The sequence below is a fragment of the Nonomuraea sp. NPDC048826 genome, from assembly GCF_043198225.1.
In the GTDB taxonomy this organism is placed as follows: Bacteria; Actinomycetota; Actinomycetes; order Streptosporangiales; family Streptosporangiaceae; genus Nonomuraea.
The window spans coordinates 839,314-854,910 of record NZ_JBICUQ010000001.1 but is presented as its reverse complement, the minus strand read 5'-3'; the positions used below and the strand labels follow the sequence as shown (position 1 = coordinate 854,910).

The following is a 15,597-nucleotide window of genomic DNA, read 5'->3' as shown; positions in this document are numbered from 1 at the left end:
GTTGTTCACGGATATCCGACGGGGTCGAGGGGAGGTTCCCAGGCGGGTGAGACGGCGGGCGGGGTGGCGCGCAGCCGCATCCAGATTCTGCCCAGCTCCAGCAGGATGCCGAAGCTGTGCCGGGCCGGGGAGAACCGCGATCCCGGCATGTCACGCCAGTGGACCGGGATCTCCAGCACCCGGGAGCCGCGTCCGGTGCAGCGCGCGAGCAGTTCCACGTCGAACGCGAACCCGGGGGTGCGCAGCTCGGCCGCGACCTCGCGGGCCAGCGGCCCGTCGAAGAACTTGAACCCGCACTGGGTGTCGTTCACCCCGCGCACCAGCGCTCTGGCCAGGGCGCGGAATCCGACGGCTCCGATCTCACGGACCCGGCTGTGACGGTTCTCGACGCTGGAGTACGTGTGCGCACGAGAGCCGATCACCACCCGCTCACCGGACAGGAGCAGGCCCATCGCGACGTCGACGGCGGCCAGGTCGGTGGCCATGTCGGCGTCGCAGAAACCGACGAACGGGGCGCGTGTCTCCATCAGACCCGCGCGGACCGCGGCGCCCTTCCCGGGTGCCGGGCAACTCACCAGCCGGACCGGGACCTCGCCCTCGGGCCAGGTGCGGACGATCTCGGCGGTGCCGTCCGTGCTGTTGTTGTCGACGACGATGACGGCGGTCGGGAACGGCATGCGGGCAAGCTTCGCGCACAGCTGCAGGAGCCCCCCGGGAAGTCGGCGTTCCTCGTTGTGGGCGGGAACGACGATCTCGAGCAGTGGTCGCCGGCTCGCCCTCGCGTCCCTTGCGGAGGAGGGCGACATGGCGGCGCTCGGTTACCGCACGCCGTAGTTGTAGAGCGGCTGGTTGACGGGCGTTGCGGTGGACCCGGTCAGGGAGACGGTGGTGATCGTCGTCACGAGGGCGGCCACGGCTATGCCGATGATCGCAGCTAACAAGATCTTGATCACGAGGGGTTCCTCCTGGCGCAACAGGTCCGGGGACTTGGGGACAAACCTAGAACCAATTCCTGCTACTCGCTAGTAGCTAGACCAGATTTTTACAATTGCGCTGATCAGCGGGCATATCAGGGCGTAAGCGACGTGCTCAACCTGTAGAGATCCAGCTCCGGGGAGTTGACAACGACCTCGGCGTCATGGAGCCAGACGGCGAACTGTTTGCGTTCCTCAACCGTCCCCGCGTCAACTAGCACGTACCTGAATCCCAGCCCCGCCAGGTCAGGTGAACCGCCTTCTAGTACGCGTTCTACCTCGGCCGCGCGGGGGTCCTCGCTCCTGACGGCCAGCTCGCCCACGCGCACCACGTCGTTCGTCACCACCCGGCGGCCCGGCACCGCGAAGAACCGCTGCGCCGGGTCCAGCACCGGCCGGCCGCCGTTCCAGGCGAACCTCCGGTACGACTCGAACGGCAGCACCAGCACGTCACCCGGCGCCGGATCGTCACGCAGCGTGTCCCTCGCCTCGTACCACGCCCGGGGGTAGGAGACGGCGTCGAGCGCCCCCGACGCCCCCCACGCCAGGGTCGGCAGCACGGCCACCGGCACCACGAGCATCGCCGCGGCGATCCACCCGCCCTGCCGCCGCCGCTCCTCGGTCTGTCCGGCGGCGGCGGACACCAGCAGCCCGAGCCCCACGGCCGCCGCCAGCGCGACCGGCGCCACGTACTGCTGGGCGTCCCGGAACACGGCGAACCCGCCCCAGAACCCCACCAAACCCTTCAGCACCGACCGCCCGGCCTCGGTGATGCCGGCACTCGCGATCCCGAGCCCGGCGACGGCCGCCACCAGCAGCCCGTTCCGGTACGGCAGCCCGCGTCCCAGCCACGCGAACCCGGCGATCCCGGCGGCCGCGAGCACCAGTCGCGCCACCGCCCCCATGACGCCCTCGTACCCGGCGGGCACGGCGTTGGCGTTCCAGATCCCGCCGAGCGACAACAGGCTTCCCACCGTCCCGAACGGCGTGTCGGCCCGCGACGCGAACGCCTCCACGCCCACCGGGTCCCCCGCCAGCCCGTCCGGCCGCAGCACCGCGGGCACCAGCCACGGCAGGCAGAAGGCCGCCGGCAGCAGCCCCGCCCGGAGCACCTCCGCCCACCGGCCCCGGCGACCGGCGAGGTCCGCGGCGACCGGGAGAGCCGTGACGATCGTGACCAGCATCGCCGCGAAGCCGCCCGTCGCCGCGGGCAGCAGGGAGACCGCCAGACGGCGGCCCCGGCTCAGGGCGTGCACCACCCAGGGCAGCCCGGCGTACCCCAGCAGCATGGCCCACTGCCCGATCAGGAGACGCTCGGCCACGAACGGGTTCCAGACGTAGAAGGCCGCCGCCGCCAGCCGGGGCGCCAGGCCCGGCGAGGGGACGAGGACGGCGACCCCCGAGGCGCCCAGCACGAAGATCGACAGAAGGATGAGCTTCTGCACCAGCTCCCCCGGGAGGACCTGGGACAGCGCCGTGACGACCGCGTCGCTGGGCACCACCCGGGGCGCGCCGCCCGCCAGCCCGAAGGTGAAGAGGGAGAAGGCCGGGTCGGGCACGAAGACCATGTCGTGGATCAGCACGAAACCCCAGCCCAGGGCGGGCCCGAGCGCGAGGGCCGCGAGGGCGAGACCGAGGACGGCGCCGGCCAGGGCGGCTCTGGCCTGGGGAGGCATTCAGCTATGACATCACACCTCGATGACTGCTTTTCCCTGCATGTCGCCACCATGAGGATCCTTCGGGCATGCTTGCGCGTGGGGGCGGCAGCCAGGGAGGACGACGGCGGTGGCGAGGACGGGGCGGGGCGACGTGGTGCTCGCCACGGGGCTCATGATGGTGGCCGTCACGCTGGTGTGGAAGTTCGAGCTGATCCGCCGCACCTACTTCCGCCAGGACGACTTCATGTTCATCGCCAGGGGCCTGGAACAGGGCCTGACCTGGGACTACCTGATGCGGATCGACTGGGGCCACCTGATGCCCGCCCCGTTCGCGATCCACTGGGTGATGGGGCGCTGGGGCGTCTACAACGAGGTGCTGGCCCACGCCGTGACGGCGGGCCTCCTGGCGGCGGCGGGCCTGGCGGTGCTGCGGCTGCTGCGGGTGCTGTTCGGGTCCAGGCCGGCCATCCTGCTGCCGCTCGGGTTCTACCTGCTGACGCCGATGACGCTGCCGTCGATCGTGTGGTGGGCGGTGGTGGTGGAGACGCTGCCGTTCCAGGCCGCGCTGGCGATGGCCCTCAGCTCGCACGTCCTCTACACGCGCACGCTCCGGTTCCGGCACGCGCTGGCGGCGGCGGGGTGGACGGTGCTCGGCATGGCCTTCTTCGTCAAGGCCCCGTTCATCCCGGTGCTGGCCCTGGTGCTCACCCTGGGCTGGCTGAACCGGTCGGGGACCCTGCGGGCGTGGCTGCTCTACGCGGCCGTCCTGGTCCCGTACACGGTGATCTTCTTCAGGCAGCTGTTCACCACCGTGCAGCTCACGAACGTGACGTTCGAGCCCGCGCTGCCGTCGGCCGGGGTGGCCGCGGGCTCGGCCTGGAAGCTGCTGACGGGGTCGCTGATACCGGCGTCGCTGGGCGGCCCGTGGGCCTGGCAGCCGATCGGGGACGACTACGCGCTGGCCGCCCCGCCGCCCGCGCTCATGTGGGCGGCGGTCGCGGTGGCGGTGATCGCGGTCGCGGTCTCCTTGCGCCATCGGCGACGGGCGTGGCTGGCCTGGACGATGCTGCTCGGCTACGTGCTGCTGGCCGACGTGGTGCCGATCTGGCTGGGGCGGGCCGCGGCGCTGGGCGCCGATCTGGCCGGGTTCGAGATGCGGTACGTCTCCTCGACGGCGGTCCTGGTGACCGTGGTGATCGGGCTGGCGTTCATCCCCGTCGAGGGCGAGGAGCGGCCCTGGCTGCGGCAGCCGCCGTCGTGGTCGCGGCGGGTCTGGGCGCCGGTGGCGGCGGTGGTCGCGGCGGGCTCGGTCTGGTCGGTGACGGCCTTCGGCTCGCTCCCCCTCGGCAGGAACGTCGAGAGCTACGTGGAGACGGCCCGCCTCGCGCTGGCCCGGGTGCCCTCGGGCTCGGTGGTGCTGGACACGTACGTGCCTCCGAAGGTGGCCGAGCCGATCTTCTTCTACCAGTACGCGCGCGCCTCGACGATCCTCGGCCCGCTCGCCCCCGGCCCGATCACCTGGACGGAACGGCTGACCGGACCGGTGCGCGACCCGCTCATGTTCGACGGCCGGGGACGGCTCAACCGGGTGGACATCGACGGCGTGACCGTGCCCGGCGGCGCCTCCTGCACGCCCGTGGGCCCGCAGGAGGTCGTGTTCCCGCTGCCCGAGGCGCTGCCGGGCGGCGAGTGGACGGTACGGATCACGTACCTGAACGGGGCCGAGACCACGCTCGCCGTCCGGCTGGGCGGCACGCGGGCCGAGGTCCGGGCAGGACGGGACCTCGGCGTCACGTACGCCACCGTGAGCGGCGCGGGAACCGAGCTGGGCCTGAGCACCGTCGGCGGCGCGGGCGCGTGCGTCGGCGAGATCAAGGCGGGCCGGCCCGTGCCCGCCGAGGACGGCACGCCGGTCCCCGCACGGCCGGTGCTGCCGTGAGGGGACCGGGCGGGGTCACTTGCCCGGCTCGGGATCCCTGGGCAGACCGAGCATGCGCTCGCCGATGATGTTGAGCTGGACCTCGGTGGTGCCGCCGTAGATCGTCATCGCCCGGGTGGCGAGCACCGCGCGGTTCCAGTAGCCGGGGTCGCCGAGCTTCATGTCGGCGGCCAGCGTGGCCTGCGCGCCGATCAGGCTCACGGCCGTCTCGGAGACGTGCTGGGCGTGCGAGGTGGACAGCAGCTTGCGCACGGAGGCGTCGGCGCCCGGCTCGTTGCCGGCCAGCTGCTTGAGCGTCACCCGCAGCGACAGCGCGTTGATCGAGTGGCCCTCGCAGATGACGCCCGCGAGCTCGTGCGACTCCGCCGGCGTGAGCTCGCGGCCCAGCCGCCCGACCAGCCCGAGCAGGTCCGGCACGGACGCGCCGGTGCCTCCGGAGCCGGAGGAGAGCGAGACGCGCTCGTTCGAGAGCGTGTTCCTGGCGACCTTCCAGCCGTCGCCGACCTCGCCGACCACGAGGTCGTCGGGGACGAAGACGTCGTCCAGGAAGACCTCGTTGAACAGGTTCTCGCCGGTCATCTCGGTGAGCGGGCGGACGGTGACGCCGGGGGACTTCATGTCGACGAGGAAGTACGTGATGCCCTCGTGCTTGGTGCCCTCGCTGGAGTTACGGGCGATGCAGATGCCCCATTCGGCGAAGTGCGCGACGGACGTCCAGATCTTCTGGCCGTTGAGCCGCCAGCCGCCCTCGACCCTCTCCGCCTTCATCTGCAGGGAGGCCAGGTCGGAGCCGGCGCCGGGCTCGGAGAAGAGCTGGCACCAGATGATCTCGCCGCTGAGCGTCTTGGGCAGGAACCGCTCCTGCTGCTCGGGCGTGCCGTAGACGGCCACGGACGGCACCACCCAGGCGCCGATGATCAGCGCGGGGAGCCTGACCTTGGCGGCCTTGAGCTCCTGGGCGATGAGCACCTGCTCCAGCGGGCTCGCGCCGCGCCCCCACGGCCGGGGCAGGTGCGGCATGACGAAGCCGGCCGCGGCCAGCGCCCGCTTCTGCTCCTTGCCCTCCAGCTGGGCGATCTCCGCGATCTCGGCGCGCAGGGACTCGCGCAGCGGCTCCGCGTCCTCCGGCAGGTCCAGCTCCATCTCGCGGCTGACGCCGCGCAGGGCCAGCTCGGAGACGCGGGCGGCCCACTCGGCGGACGGCCCGAGCAGCGCGCGCAGGGTGAGCGCGCGCCGGTAGTAGAGGTGCGCGTCGTGCTCGTACGTGTAGCCGATGCCGCCGAACGTCTGGATGGCGTCCTTGGCGCACTGCACGGCGGCGTCGGGGGCCATCACCCCGGCGATCGCGGCCGCGTAGTCGAGCTCCTGGCCGTCGGCGCGGGTGGCGTCCCAGACGGTGGCGCGGGCCTGCTCCAGGGCGACCAGCATGCGCGACAGCTTGTGCTTGATGCCCTGGAACTGGCCGATCGGACGGCCGAACTGCACGCGTACCTTGGCGTACTCGGCGGCGTTGGCGACGCACCAGGACGCGACGCCCGCGGCCTCGGCGCCGAGCAGGATGGCGGCGATGTTGCGCGCGTCGGCGCTCTCCACCCCGTCCAGCACCCGGTCGGCGGGCACGGTCACGCCGTCCAGCTCGACCTTGGCCACGCTCCTGGTGAGGTCGAGCGACGGGAGCGAGGTGACGGTGACGTCGGCGGCGTCGACCGCCACCCACAGCTCGCCGTCGTCGGTGGCGACCGGGAGCACGAGCACGTCGGCCGTCGCCCCGCCGAGCACCGGCTCGGCGACGCCGGACACGGTCAGCGCGCCGTCGCCCGTCCGCGTGCCGGTGAGCGCGCCGGTGAGGGCCAGCGCACCGGTGCGGGTGCCGTCGGCCAGGCCGGGGAGCAGCTCATGGTGCTTGGACGCGTGGATCACCGCGCCGGCCAGCACGGTCGGCACGTACGGGCCGGGCGCCATCCGCTCGGCCAGCGCCTCGACGGCGACCGCGGCCTCCAGCAGCCCGTATCCGGAACCGCCCACCTCCTCGGGCAGGTGGAGGCCGAGCAGCCCCTGCTCGGCCAGACCCGGCCAGAAAGCCGGCCGCTCGTCGGCGGCGGAGCGCAGCGCGTCGGTGGGAATGCTGCGCTCAGCCCAGCGGCTCACCGACTCGTGGAGCGCCTCGTGCTCCTCGCTCAAACCGATCGCCATCGCTCATCCTCCAGGCGGTTTCCGTAGATGCCAGAACCATATTCTAGAGGACGCTTCTGGCCTAGAGGGGGCGAACTTTCTCCGCCAAAGTGTTGAGGTCCCGCCAGTACGCCTTGCCGCTCTCCGGGATCGACGCCAGCAGCATGGCGGGCTTGGTCTGGCCCACGTCCACCACCGACACCAGCGCGTGGCCGGTGCGCCGCGCGCCGCCGTCGGTGTAGGTCACCTGGAAGGCGAGCGTCCAGCCCTTGCCCTGCGACAGCTTCTGCGAGCCGGTCCAGGCCAGGGTGGCGCCCTGCGGGTACTGGGTGCGCAGCGCCCACCGGGCCGCCCTGGCCGCGATCGCGCGGAAGTCGGCGTCGGTCTTCGGCTTGGCCGCCGGGTTCTCGCCGGGCAGCATCGCCGAGGCGATCACCGTCTGCGGCACCCCGACCTTGCCGACCCGCTGCGCGTACGCGAACGGCGAGAACGACTTGGCCTGCCACGGCTTGCCCAGCCTGGGGTAGCTGATGCCGGTCCGGGCGTCGCTGACCGTGCCGGTGGCGGCGGTGGCCTTGCCCGGCAGCTTGGCGAACGCCTTCTTCGCGGGCACCGCCGGCAGCGCCGCCTCGGTACGGGTCGCGCTCGGCGAGGCGCTGGCCGACGCCGACGGGACCGGGGCGACCGGGACGACGTCGTCGGTCCCCTGCTGGGACGGCACGTCACCGGAGAAGATCACGAACACCAGCAGGACGGCGCCCACCGTGGCGATGATGGCGCCGAGCAGATAGACGGCCTTGATCGGGATGTCCCCGATCCGGCTGAACACCCCGCCCTTCGGCGGAGGCGGCGGCCCCGGCGTCGAAGGCAGCGTCTCCGCCTGCCGGAACGGCCCGCCGGCCGTCCCCGGCCCGGAGAACCCCCCGGGCGCCACCGGCCCCGACCCCACCCGCACCGGCCCGACCTGCGCCGCCCGCGGCCCTGACCCCTGCGGCGGCCCTGAACGCGGCCCCGAAGGCGGCCCCGAAGGCGGGCCCGCAGGCGATGCCGGCGGCACGCCGCCGACCTGCCCCCGCGCCTGAGGCGCGTCAGCCTTGGGGCCCTTGGGCACGTCAGCCTTGGACCCGCCGCTCGGGAACGTGTCAGGACTGAAAGCTCCCGCCCCGGGGGCGCCATCCCTGGACACTCCGGCCCTGGGGGCGCCCGCCTTCGGCCCGCCTTCCCTGGAGGCTTCCGCCCTAGGGGCGCCCGCCCCAGGGGCACCCGTTTGGGGGGCACCCGTCTTGGGAGCGCCCGCCCCAGGGGCACCCGTCTTGGGACCGCCCACCCCGGGAGCTCCCGTCTTGGGAGCGCCCGCCCCAGGGGCACCCGTCTTGGGACCGCCCACCCCGGGAGCTCCCGTCTTGGGAGCGCCCGCCTTGGGGGCGTCGCCCTTGGGCTTGTCGCCCTTGGAGGGGCCCGGCTGGGGTGTTCCCGGCCGCCCGCCCGGGCTCACGGGCTTGGGCTCGGCGCTCTCCGGGTCCGTGTCGGGACGGTCCCAGCGGAAGACGATGGTTTCCTCCGCAGGCGGGACGATCTTGCGAAAAGGAGCGGTGGGAGCATCGTTGCTGCTGTTCTGGTCGCCGACGTCCGCCATGGAGTCGAGGCTACGTCACCCCGAAGGGCGACATTTCCGCTATTCCCCCAGCAGAACAAAATTCTGTCCAGCCCGTTTCATCCGCGTCCGACGGCTCGCCCGTACGGCCGCCCGCTGGTAGGAGCATCTTTCGCGCCCAGCCGGGCAGGTACGAGGCATGCGCAAGATCGCTGGAGGGCTGGCCGCCGCCGTCCTGGTCACCGGCTGCGCCGGCCTGCCCAGCACGCCCGGCGCGAGCTCGCCGACCGCGTCGCCGACCACCGCGACCGCCACGGCGACCGGCACCGCCACCGCCTCGCCCTCCCCCACCGCCCCGGCCCTGCAGCTGGAGGAGACGTTCGAGCGCGTGATCTCCCAGGTGCTGCCGTCGATCGTGCAGATCACCACGGCGACGGGCCTCGGCTCCGGCGTGGTGTACGACGACAAGGGCCACATCGTGACCAACGCCCACGTCATCGGCGAGGCCACCGAGGTGGAGGTCACACTCGCCACCGGCGGCGGGTCGCGGATGGCCAAGGTGGTCCAGTCCTTCCCGGCCGGCGACCTCGCGGTGATCAAGGTGGAGGACTCGCAGAGCCTGCGCCCGGCGACGTTCGGCGACTCGTCCAAGCTCCGCGTGGGCCAGCTCGTGCTCGCCATGGGCAACCCGCTGGGCCTGTCGGGCAGCGTCACCAACGGCATCGTCTCCGCCGTCGGCCGCACGGTCACCGAGCCGCAGGGCTCAGGCTCCCCCGGCGCGACGATCGCCGGAGCCATCCAGACCTCGGCCGCGATCAACCCCGGCAACAGCGGCGGCGCCCTGGTCGACATGGCGGGTCAGGTGATCGGCATCCCGACCCTCGCCGCCACCGACCCGTCCCTGGGCGGCGGCGCGGCCCCGGGCATCGGCTTCGCGATCCCCAGCAACACCGCCACGGACATCACCTCCCAGATCGTCGAGCACGGCCGTGTGATCAACAGCCACCGCGCCGCGCTCGGCATCCTGGGCTCCACGGTGATCGGCGAGGACGGCCGGCCCGCCGGAGTCGGCGTCCGCTCGGTCCAGGCCAACGGCGCCGCCGCCAAGGCGGGCATCCGCGAGGGCGACGTCATCGTCTCGGTCGGCGGCAAGGAGACGCCCACCATCGCCGCCCTCACCGAGCTGCTCACCGGCTACAAGCCGGGCGACAAGGTGGAGGTCGAGTTCGTACGGAACGGCGACCGGCAGAAGGTCACCGCCACCCTGACCGAGCTCCAGTCCGGGTGACCGTTCACCGCTTGATCGTGTAGACGATCTCGACGCGGCGGTTCCTTGCGCGGTTCCCCGGCAGGGGTTTGCCCTCGGCCAGGTTCGGCACCTTGGGCCGGCTCTCGCCGAAGCCCCGCGCCCGGAGGGTCACGCCGGGGAGCGTGAGCAGTCCCTCCATGACCTGCCTGACCGCGTCCGCCCGGCGCTGGGAGAGGGTGTCGTTGTAGGCGTCGGCGCCCTGGTCGTCGGTGTGGCCCTCGATCCTGACCTCGCCGCCCGCGCCCTCGGCGTTGATCTGCCCGGCGACCTGCCTGAGCCGCTGCCTGGCCTTGGCGGTGAGCCGCCACTTGTCCAGGGCGAACAGCACGTCGCTGGTGAGCGCCACCGTCACCTCGTCGCCCTGCTGCGACTCGCTCTCGCTGCCGTCGAGCGACTCGACCTCGCCGATGATGTCCTCCACCGGCAGCACCAGGTCCTCCACCGCGCCCAGCGCCGAATCCGGCGGCGGGGTCGGCGAGGTCAGGGTCAGGGCGAGCGCGAGGCTAAGAGATCGGAACATCGGTGAACACGCCGACCTGCGGCATCTCGACGTTGATCGTGGTGACGTCGGCGGGCGGGGCGGCGAAGACCGCGTACAGGCTGGCGCTCTCGTCCTCGTTGAGGAACTCGCCCTGGGTCTTCGAGCAGACGCACTGGGCCTTGTCGTCGGTGCCGTTCCTGGCCACCCGGTAGCGCTTGGCGTTGACCGGGTCGATCAGGCTCACCCCGCCCACGGAGAAGTCCCACACGCCGGTGCCCATGCCGTTGTGCAGGTTGAACGAGCCGGAGAGTCCGGTGACGGTCCAGTTGAGCGTCGCGGTCTTGCCCTGGCGCAGCAGCCCGGTGATCTCGACCCTGACCTTGGTCGCCCCGTCGGAGCCCTCGACCCTGGCCTCCCGGGTGGCGATGATCTTGTCACTCTGCGGCGGGGCCGACCGCTGCTCGGCGGGTGCGGCGCTCTCGGCCGGGTCGGGCGTGCCCGCGGGCGGAGGGTTCTCCGTCTGCGCGGTCGCGGCGCCGGTCTGCTTCTCCTGGCCGCCGGTTCCGGCGGTGTTCGGCACCAGCCCGCAGCCGGTCAGCGCGACGGCCGCCACAGCCAGCGCGAACGTCTTGCGCATGGTCACTGGATCACCTTTCGGGGGTCATGGACGCGTGGCCCGAACGCTAACGGGGTGACCTTCAGGATCCGTATAGCGGGCCGGAAGCCTCATGGTCCCGCCTCCCGCGTGCCTCTCTCGCGAGTCGCTCGGCCGCCGCGCGGCCGTGCTCGTCACCGAGCCCGTCGAACTCTCCCATAGCACGCGTCAGTGCCTCAACCGCCCCATCGATCTTCCCCATCTCCAGGTACGCCTCCCCCAGGACGACCAGGGCCGCCCCCGCACCGCGCCGGTCCCCGTACGCCGTGAAGGTCTCCAGCGCCTGCCCGGCCGACCCGGCCGCCCCGTCCGGCAGCCCGTCGGCGCGCGCGATCCTGGCCAGCATGAGCAGCCCCGCGGCCTCGGGCAGGCGGTCGCCGAGCCGCCGGTTGATCGCCACCCGCCGCTCCGCGCAGGCGCGGGCCTCGGCCCGGCGGCCCGCCTCCAGGTGCACTCCGGCCAGGTCGAGCAGCGCCTCGGCCTCGCCGCGCAGGTCGCCCAGCTCGCGGTAGGCGGCCAGGCTCCGTTCCAGCGGCTCCGGGTGGGACAGCAGCGCGCCCAGCGCCCGCAGCGCGTCGGCCCTGCCCCGCTGGTCGCCGGCCTCGTCGAAGACGCTCAGCGCCCGCCGCAGCACCCGCTCCGCCTCGGCGGGACGGCTCTCCACCAGGCCGAGCCGGAGCGTGACGCGAGCCAGCTCCAGCCCTTCCACCAGCGGTTGGGCGGCCCGGAGCGCGGCGGCGGCGGCGTCGTTCCTGCCCTCCGCGCGATGCAGGTCGGCCAGGCCGCGCAGCAGCAGCGCCTCACCCTGCCGGTGGCCCGCCAGCCTGGCCGCGTCCAGCCCGGTCGTGGTCGTGGCGTGCCAGTCGTCGTGGTGGCCGGCCAGCTCGAACAGCGGCGTCAGGTAGAACGCCAGCCGCCACGCGGCCTCGTACAGGCCCGCACGGAAGAAGTCGCCGACCGCCGCGACCAGGAACCGGCGCTCCGCCGCCAGCCAGCGCGCCTCCTGGCGCAGCCTGCCCGTCTCCAGGATCTGTTCGGCGGTACGGACGAGCGTCCGGCCCGAGCCGGGCTCGGCGGGCAGCAGGGTGGCCCTGGCCCGTCTGGCCCGGTCGACGATCTCCGCGGCTCTGGCCGCCAGCACCGGGCCCGGGCCGCCCTCCTCCGCCAGCCGCTCGGCCGCGTACAGCCTGGTCAGGTCGTGCCGGCCGTACCGCTCCTGGCCCGCCTCGTCGACCCCGCGCGCCTGCAGCAGCCCGGCCTCGGCCAGCGGCTCCAGGTCCTCGCCCAGCACCCACGGCGCGAAGTCGGGCGCCGTGAACGCGCCCAGACCGCGCAGCAGGCGTCGCTCCGGCTCCGCCAGCCCGCGGTACCCGAGCGCCAGGCTGCCCCGCACGGCCAGGTCGCCCGCGCTCAGCTCGTCCAGCCTGCGCCGCTCGTCGCCGAGCCGCCCGGCCAGATGAGCCACGGTCCAGCCGGACCGCCTGGCCAGCCGGGACCCGGCGATCCGCAGCGCCAGCGGCAGCCCGCCGCACAGCCGGACGATCTCGCGCGCCGCCCCGGGCTCGGCCGCCACCCGGTCGCGACCGGCCACCCGGGCGAGCATGTCGAAGGCCTCGTCCGGGTCCAGCACGCCCAGCTCGTACGGCCTGGCCGCCTCCAGCCCGGCCAGCGGCGAACGGCTGGTCACGATCGTCACGCTGCCGGGACCGGTCGGCAGGAGCGGCCGCACCTGCGTCTCGTCGGCCGCGTCGTCGAGCACCACCAGCAGCCGCCTGGTCGAGGTGAGACGCCGGTAGAGCCGGACCCGCTCGCCCGGCGTCGGCGGCACCGCGCCGTCCGGCCAGCCGAGCGAGCGCAGCAGGTCCTCCAGCACGGCGCCGTGCGGCCGGTCGCCGAGCACCGCGTACAGCGTGCCGTCACCGGGCTCCAGCAGGTTCGCCGCCCGCACGGCCACGGCCGACTTCCCGCACCCGGCGGGCCCGTGCACCACCAGGTGCACCGGCGCCCGGCTCTCTCCGGGCGGGGTGCGGGGGGCGTGGTGGCGGATCCAGCCGAGGACGTCCTGTCTCCCCGTGAAGTCCGCGATGTCGGGCGGCGTCTCGTTGAGCGGGACCTTCCGGGTCAGGACGTCCCCGGCGGGCGCCACGACCTCGCCCGCCAGCACCCGGTCGTGCGCCTCACGCAGCTCCGCCCCGGGTTCCAGGCCCAGCTCGTCCACCAGCACCCGCCGCGCCTCCTGGTAGGCGGCCAGCGCCTCGGACCGCCGCCCCGCCTGGTGCAGCGCCGCCATCAGGTGAGCCCACGCCCGCTCCCGCAGCGGATGGGAGTTGACCAGCGCCCGCAGCTCGCCGACCACCTCGCCGCCCCGGCCCAGCCGCAGGTCCAGGTCCACCCGCTCCTCCAGCGCGGTCAGGCGCAGCTCGTCGAGCGGCACGGCGTGCGCACGGCGCAGCTCCGCGCTGTCGACGCCCGCCAGCGCGTCGCCCCGCCACAGCGCCAGCGCCTCCCTGAACCTGGCCGCCGCCTCCGCGTGCCCGCCCGCGTCCCGGATCCTCCTGGCCTCCGCCACCAGCCGCTCGAACCGGTGGCAGTCGACCTCGTCGCGATCCACCGCCAGCAGGTAGCCGCCCGGCACTGTGGTGATCCCCTCGACCAGCTTGCGCAGCGCGCTTACGTACACCCGCAGCACCGACTCGGCCGAGGCGGGCGGCGCGTCACCCCACAGCACCGTGATCAGCCGGTCGACCGGCACCGCCGTGCCCGCCGACAGCAGCAGCGCCGCCAGCAGCGCCCGGTGCTTGGCCGGGCCGGGCTCCCTGCCGCCGCCGGCCTGGAGCGGGCCCAGCAGCCGGAACCGCACCTCCACCGCCGCTCAGCCCCCCGCCGGCCGCAGCGCGAACGACTCGAACCGCACCCGTACCGCCTTCCCGGCCTCCGGCGCGGCGAGCACTCCCGCCATGCCGGGCCCGAACGGCGCCTCCCGGTCCTCGGCCTCGGCCACCAGGCGCTCGTTCAGCCACATCCGCAACGTCACCGCCCCGCCGCCGCCCGCGCACTCGGCCACGACCCGGCTGGTGTCCGACACCTGGGCCTTCTCCGGCCTATGCAGGACCACGCCTTCCTTGCCGGCCCGGCGCTTGACGATCGCCACCCGGCCCGCGCCGGTGACGGTGAACTCGTACCGGTCACCCGAGGCGCCGTGACACCAGACACCGTACTCACCCGCGCCCGCCAGCAGCCGGGCCTTCGCGCTCACCACCACCCCGCCGTCAGGCTCCCGCCTCGGCGCGGACTTCCACAGCCGCCACCCGTCCTCGACGGCCAGCACGTATCCCGAGCCGTCGCGCCCGGCGGTGCCGGCGTCCGACGCGCCGACCTCCCACCCGTCCTCGAAGCCACTCTCGTACGGCCACACCTCCGGCCCCATCACGGCCACAGCAGCGGCCGCCCCGCCGGCCACGACCGCCCCGAGCACCCCGCCCACCACCCACCGACGCCACCGCTTACGCGACGACCTTCCGGAAACCTCCCCGCCACCCCCTCCACGGGGACCACCACCCGCCACCCCCGGAACCCCTCCAGCGGCGGGGTGCCTCTCCGCGCTGGGAACGCCCGGAACGCCACCGGGGGCCGGGCGTCTCTCCGCACGGGGAGCCCCGGGCACTCCCCCACCTGGAACAGCCCCGGCGGCAAGGTGTCTCTCCGCGAAAGGGGGGCCTCCCGCACCTTCGTACGGAACCCCCTCGGCGGCAACACGTCCCCCCGAACGGGGAACACCGGGCACACCCCCGCCCGGAACCTCTTCAGGGGCGGCGTGTCTCTCCGTACCGGGAGCACCGGGCACCCCTGCACCCAGAATGCCGCCGTGGACGCCATGCCTCTCCGTGCCGGGAGCCCCGCCCGGGACAATTCCGGGGGCGGGGTGGCTCTCCGTGCTCCCGGGGGTCGGGGGGTGGGTGAGGGGTGTGGTCCAGGTGCGTTCGACGACCTCGGTGGCCGAGGCGGGGCTGATCCGGGAGCCGCCCAGCAGTTCGGCGAGGAGGAGGGACACCGGTGGCCGGGACCGGGGGTCCTTGGCGAGGGCCTGTTCCACCAGGCCGCGGACGCCGGCGTCCAGCCCGTCGAGGTGCGGCGGGTCGTTGACGACGCGGTGCAGCGCCTCGGCCGGCGAGCCGCCGCCGAACGGCTGACGCCCCGTGCCGGCGAAGGCGATCACCCCGCCCCACGCGAACACGTCCGTGTACGGCCCGACCTGCTCGCCGCGCGCCTGCTCGGGGGCCATGTACGCGGGCGTGCCGACGACGACCTGGCTGGTGTCGGACCCGACGAGCTGGGCGATGCCGAAGTCGATCACCCGGGGCCCGAGCGGGGACAGCAGCACGTTGGACGGTTTGAGGTCGCGGTGGATCACCCCGGCGCCGTGGATGGCGCTCAGCGCGGTGGCGATGCCGACGGCCAGCGCCTCCAGGTTCCCCCCGGACAGCGGCCCCTGTTCGCGCACGGCCCGCGCCAGGTCGGGGCCTTTGACGTACTCGGTGACGAGATAGGCGACGTCGCCGTCGAGTCCGGCGTCCAGCACGGGCGCGGTGCAGAACCGGGCGACGCGGCGCGCCGCCGCCACCTCGCGCTCGAACCGACGGCGGAAGGCGGGGTCGCGGGCCAGCCCGGGGTGGATGACCTTGACGGCCGCCAGCCCTCCGGTGGGCGTGGTGGCCAGATGCACTTCGCCCATGCCGCCGCGGCCGAGGACGCGCCGCAGCGCGTATCCTCCGATGACCCGGTCGCTCACACGCAGACACCTTAGCCACGTCCGGT

Annotated in this window: 11 protein-coding genes; 2 read left to right on the top strand and 9 right to left on the bottom strand. The window is 73.8% G+C overall.

Features of this window, described 5'->3' with window-relative positions; all coding sequences use genetic code 11:
• Positions 1–5 precede the first annotated feature (5 nt).
• The 3 genes from ACGFI7_RS04250 to ACGFI7_RS04240 form a co-directional block, all read right to left on the bottom strand.
• A complete protein-coding gene (locus ACGFI7_RS04250; RefSeq protein WP_393398866.1) occupies positions 6–806 on the bottom strand; it encodes a glycosyltransferase in 801 nt (266 codons plus the stop codon).
• A 12-nt stretch (positions 807–818) separates the two neighbouring features.
• Complete coding sequence (locus tag ACGFI7_RS04245; RefSeq protein WP_393398864.1) at positions 819–953, bottom strand: hypothetical protein; 135 nt, start codon at positions 951–953, stop codon at positions 819–821.
• Positions 954–1,069: 116 nt separating this feature from the next.
• A complete protein-coding gene (locus ACGFI7_RS04240) occupies positions 1,070–2,650 on the bottom strand; it encodes a hypothetical protein (RefSeq protein WP_393398862.1) in 1,581 nt (526 codons plus the stop codon).
• 109 nt (positions 2,651–2,759) lie between these two features.
• On the opposite strand from ACGFI7_RS04240, the gene ACGFI7_RS04235 reads away from it, so the two are divergent.
• On the top strand, positions 2,760–4,571 hold the full coding sequence (locus ACGFI7_RS04235; RefSeq protein ID WP_393398860.1) for a hypothetical protein: 1,812 nt from the start codon (positions 2,760–2,762) through the stop codon (positions 4,569–4,571).
• Between the two features lie 15 nt (positions 4,572–4,586).
• On the opposite strand, the gene ACGFI7_RS04230 is transcribed toward ACGFI7_RS04235, so the two are convergent.
• Positions 4,587–6,764, bottom strand: a complete 2,178-nt coding sequence (locus ACGFI7_RS04230) for an acyl-CoA dehydrogenase (protein ID WP_393398858.1) — start codon at positions 6,762–6,764, stop codon at positions 4,587–4,589.
• Positions 6,765–6,825: 61 nt separating this feature from the next.
• Positions 6,826–7,698, bottom strand: a complete 873-nt coding sequence (locus ACGFI7_RS04225) for a hypothetical protein (RefSeq protein ID WP_393398856.1) — start codon at positions 7,696–7,698, stop codon at positions 6,826–6,828.
• An 838-nt stretch (positions 7,699–8,536) separates the two neighbouring features.
• On the opposite strand from ACGFI7_RS04225, the gene ACGFI7_RS04220 reads away from it, so the two are divergent.
• A complete protein-coding gene (locus ACGFI7_RS04220; protein ID WP_393398854.1) occupies positions 8,537–9,625 on the top strand; it encodes a S1C family serine protease in 1,089 nt (362 codons plus the stop codon).
• Between the two features lie 4 nt (positions 9,626–9,629).
• On the opposite strand, the gene ACGFI7_RS04215 is transcribed toward ACGFI7_RS04220, so the two are convergent.
• From ACGFI7_RS04215 to ACGFI7_RS04200, 4 genes are all read right to left on the bottom strand, one after another.
• A complete protein-coding gene (locus ACGFI7_RS04215; protein ID WP_393398852.1) occupies positions 9,630–10,166 on the bottom strand; it encodes an OmpA family protein in 537 nt (178 codons plus the stop codon).
• On the bottom strand, positions 10,150–10,764 hold the full coding sequence (locus ACGFI7_RS04210; RefSeq protein ID WP_393398850.1) for a hypothetical protein: 615 nt from the start codon (positions 10,762–10,764) through the stop codon (positions 10,150–10,152). Before ACGFI7_RS04210 ends, ACGFI7_RS04215 begins: the two co-directional genes overlap by 17 nt.
• A gap of 61 nt (positions 10,765–10,825) precedes the next feature.
• Complete coding sequence (locus tag ACGFI7_RS04205; protein WP_393398848.1) at positions 10,826–13,648, bottom strand: BTAD domain-containing putative transcriptional regulator; 2,823 nt, start codon at positions 13,646–13,648, stop codon at positions 10,826–10,828.
• Positions 13,649–13,654: 6 nt separating this feature from the next.
• Positions 13,655–15,571: a protein kinase gene (locus tag ACGFI7_RS04200; RefSeq protein WP_393398846.1), complete on the bottom strand. Its 1,917-nt coding sequence runs from the start codon at positions 15,569–15,571 to the stop codon at positions 13,655–13,657.
• Positions 15,572–15,597: the final 26 nt, after the last annotated feature.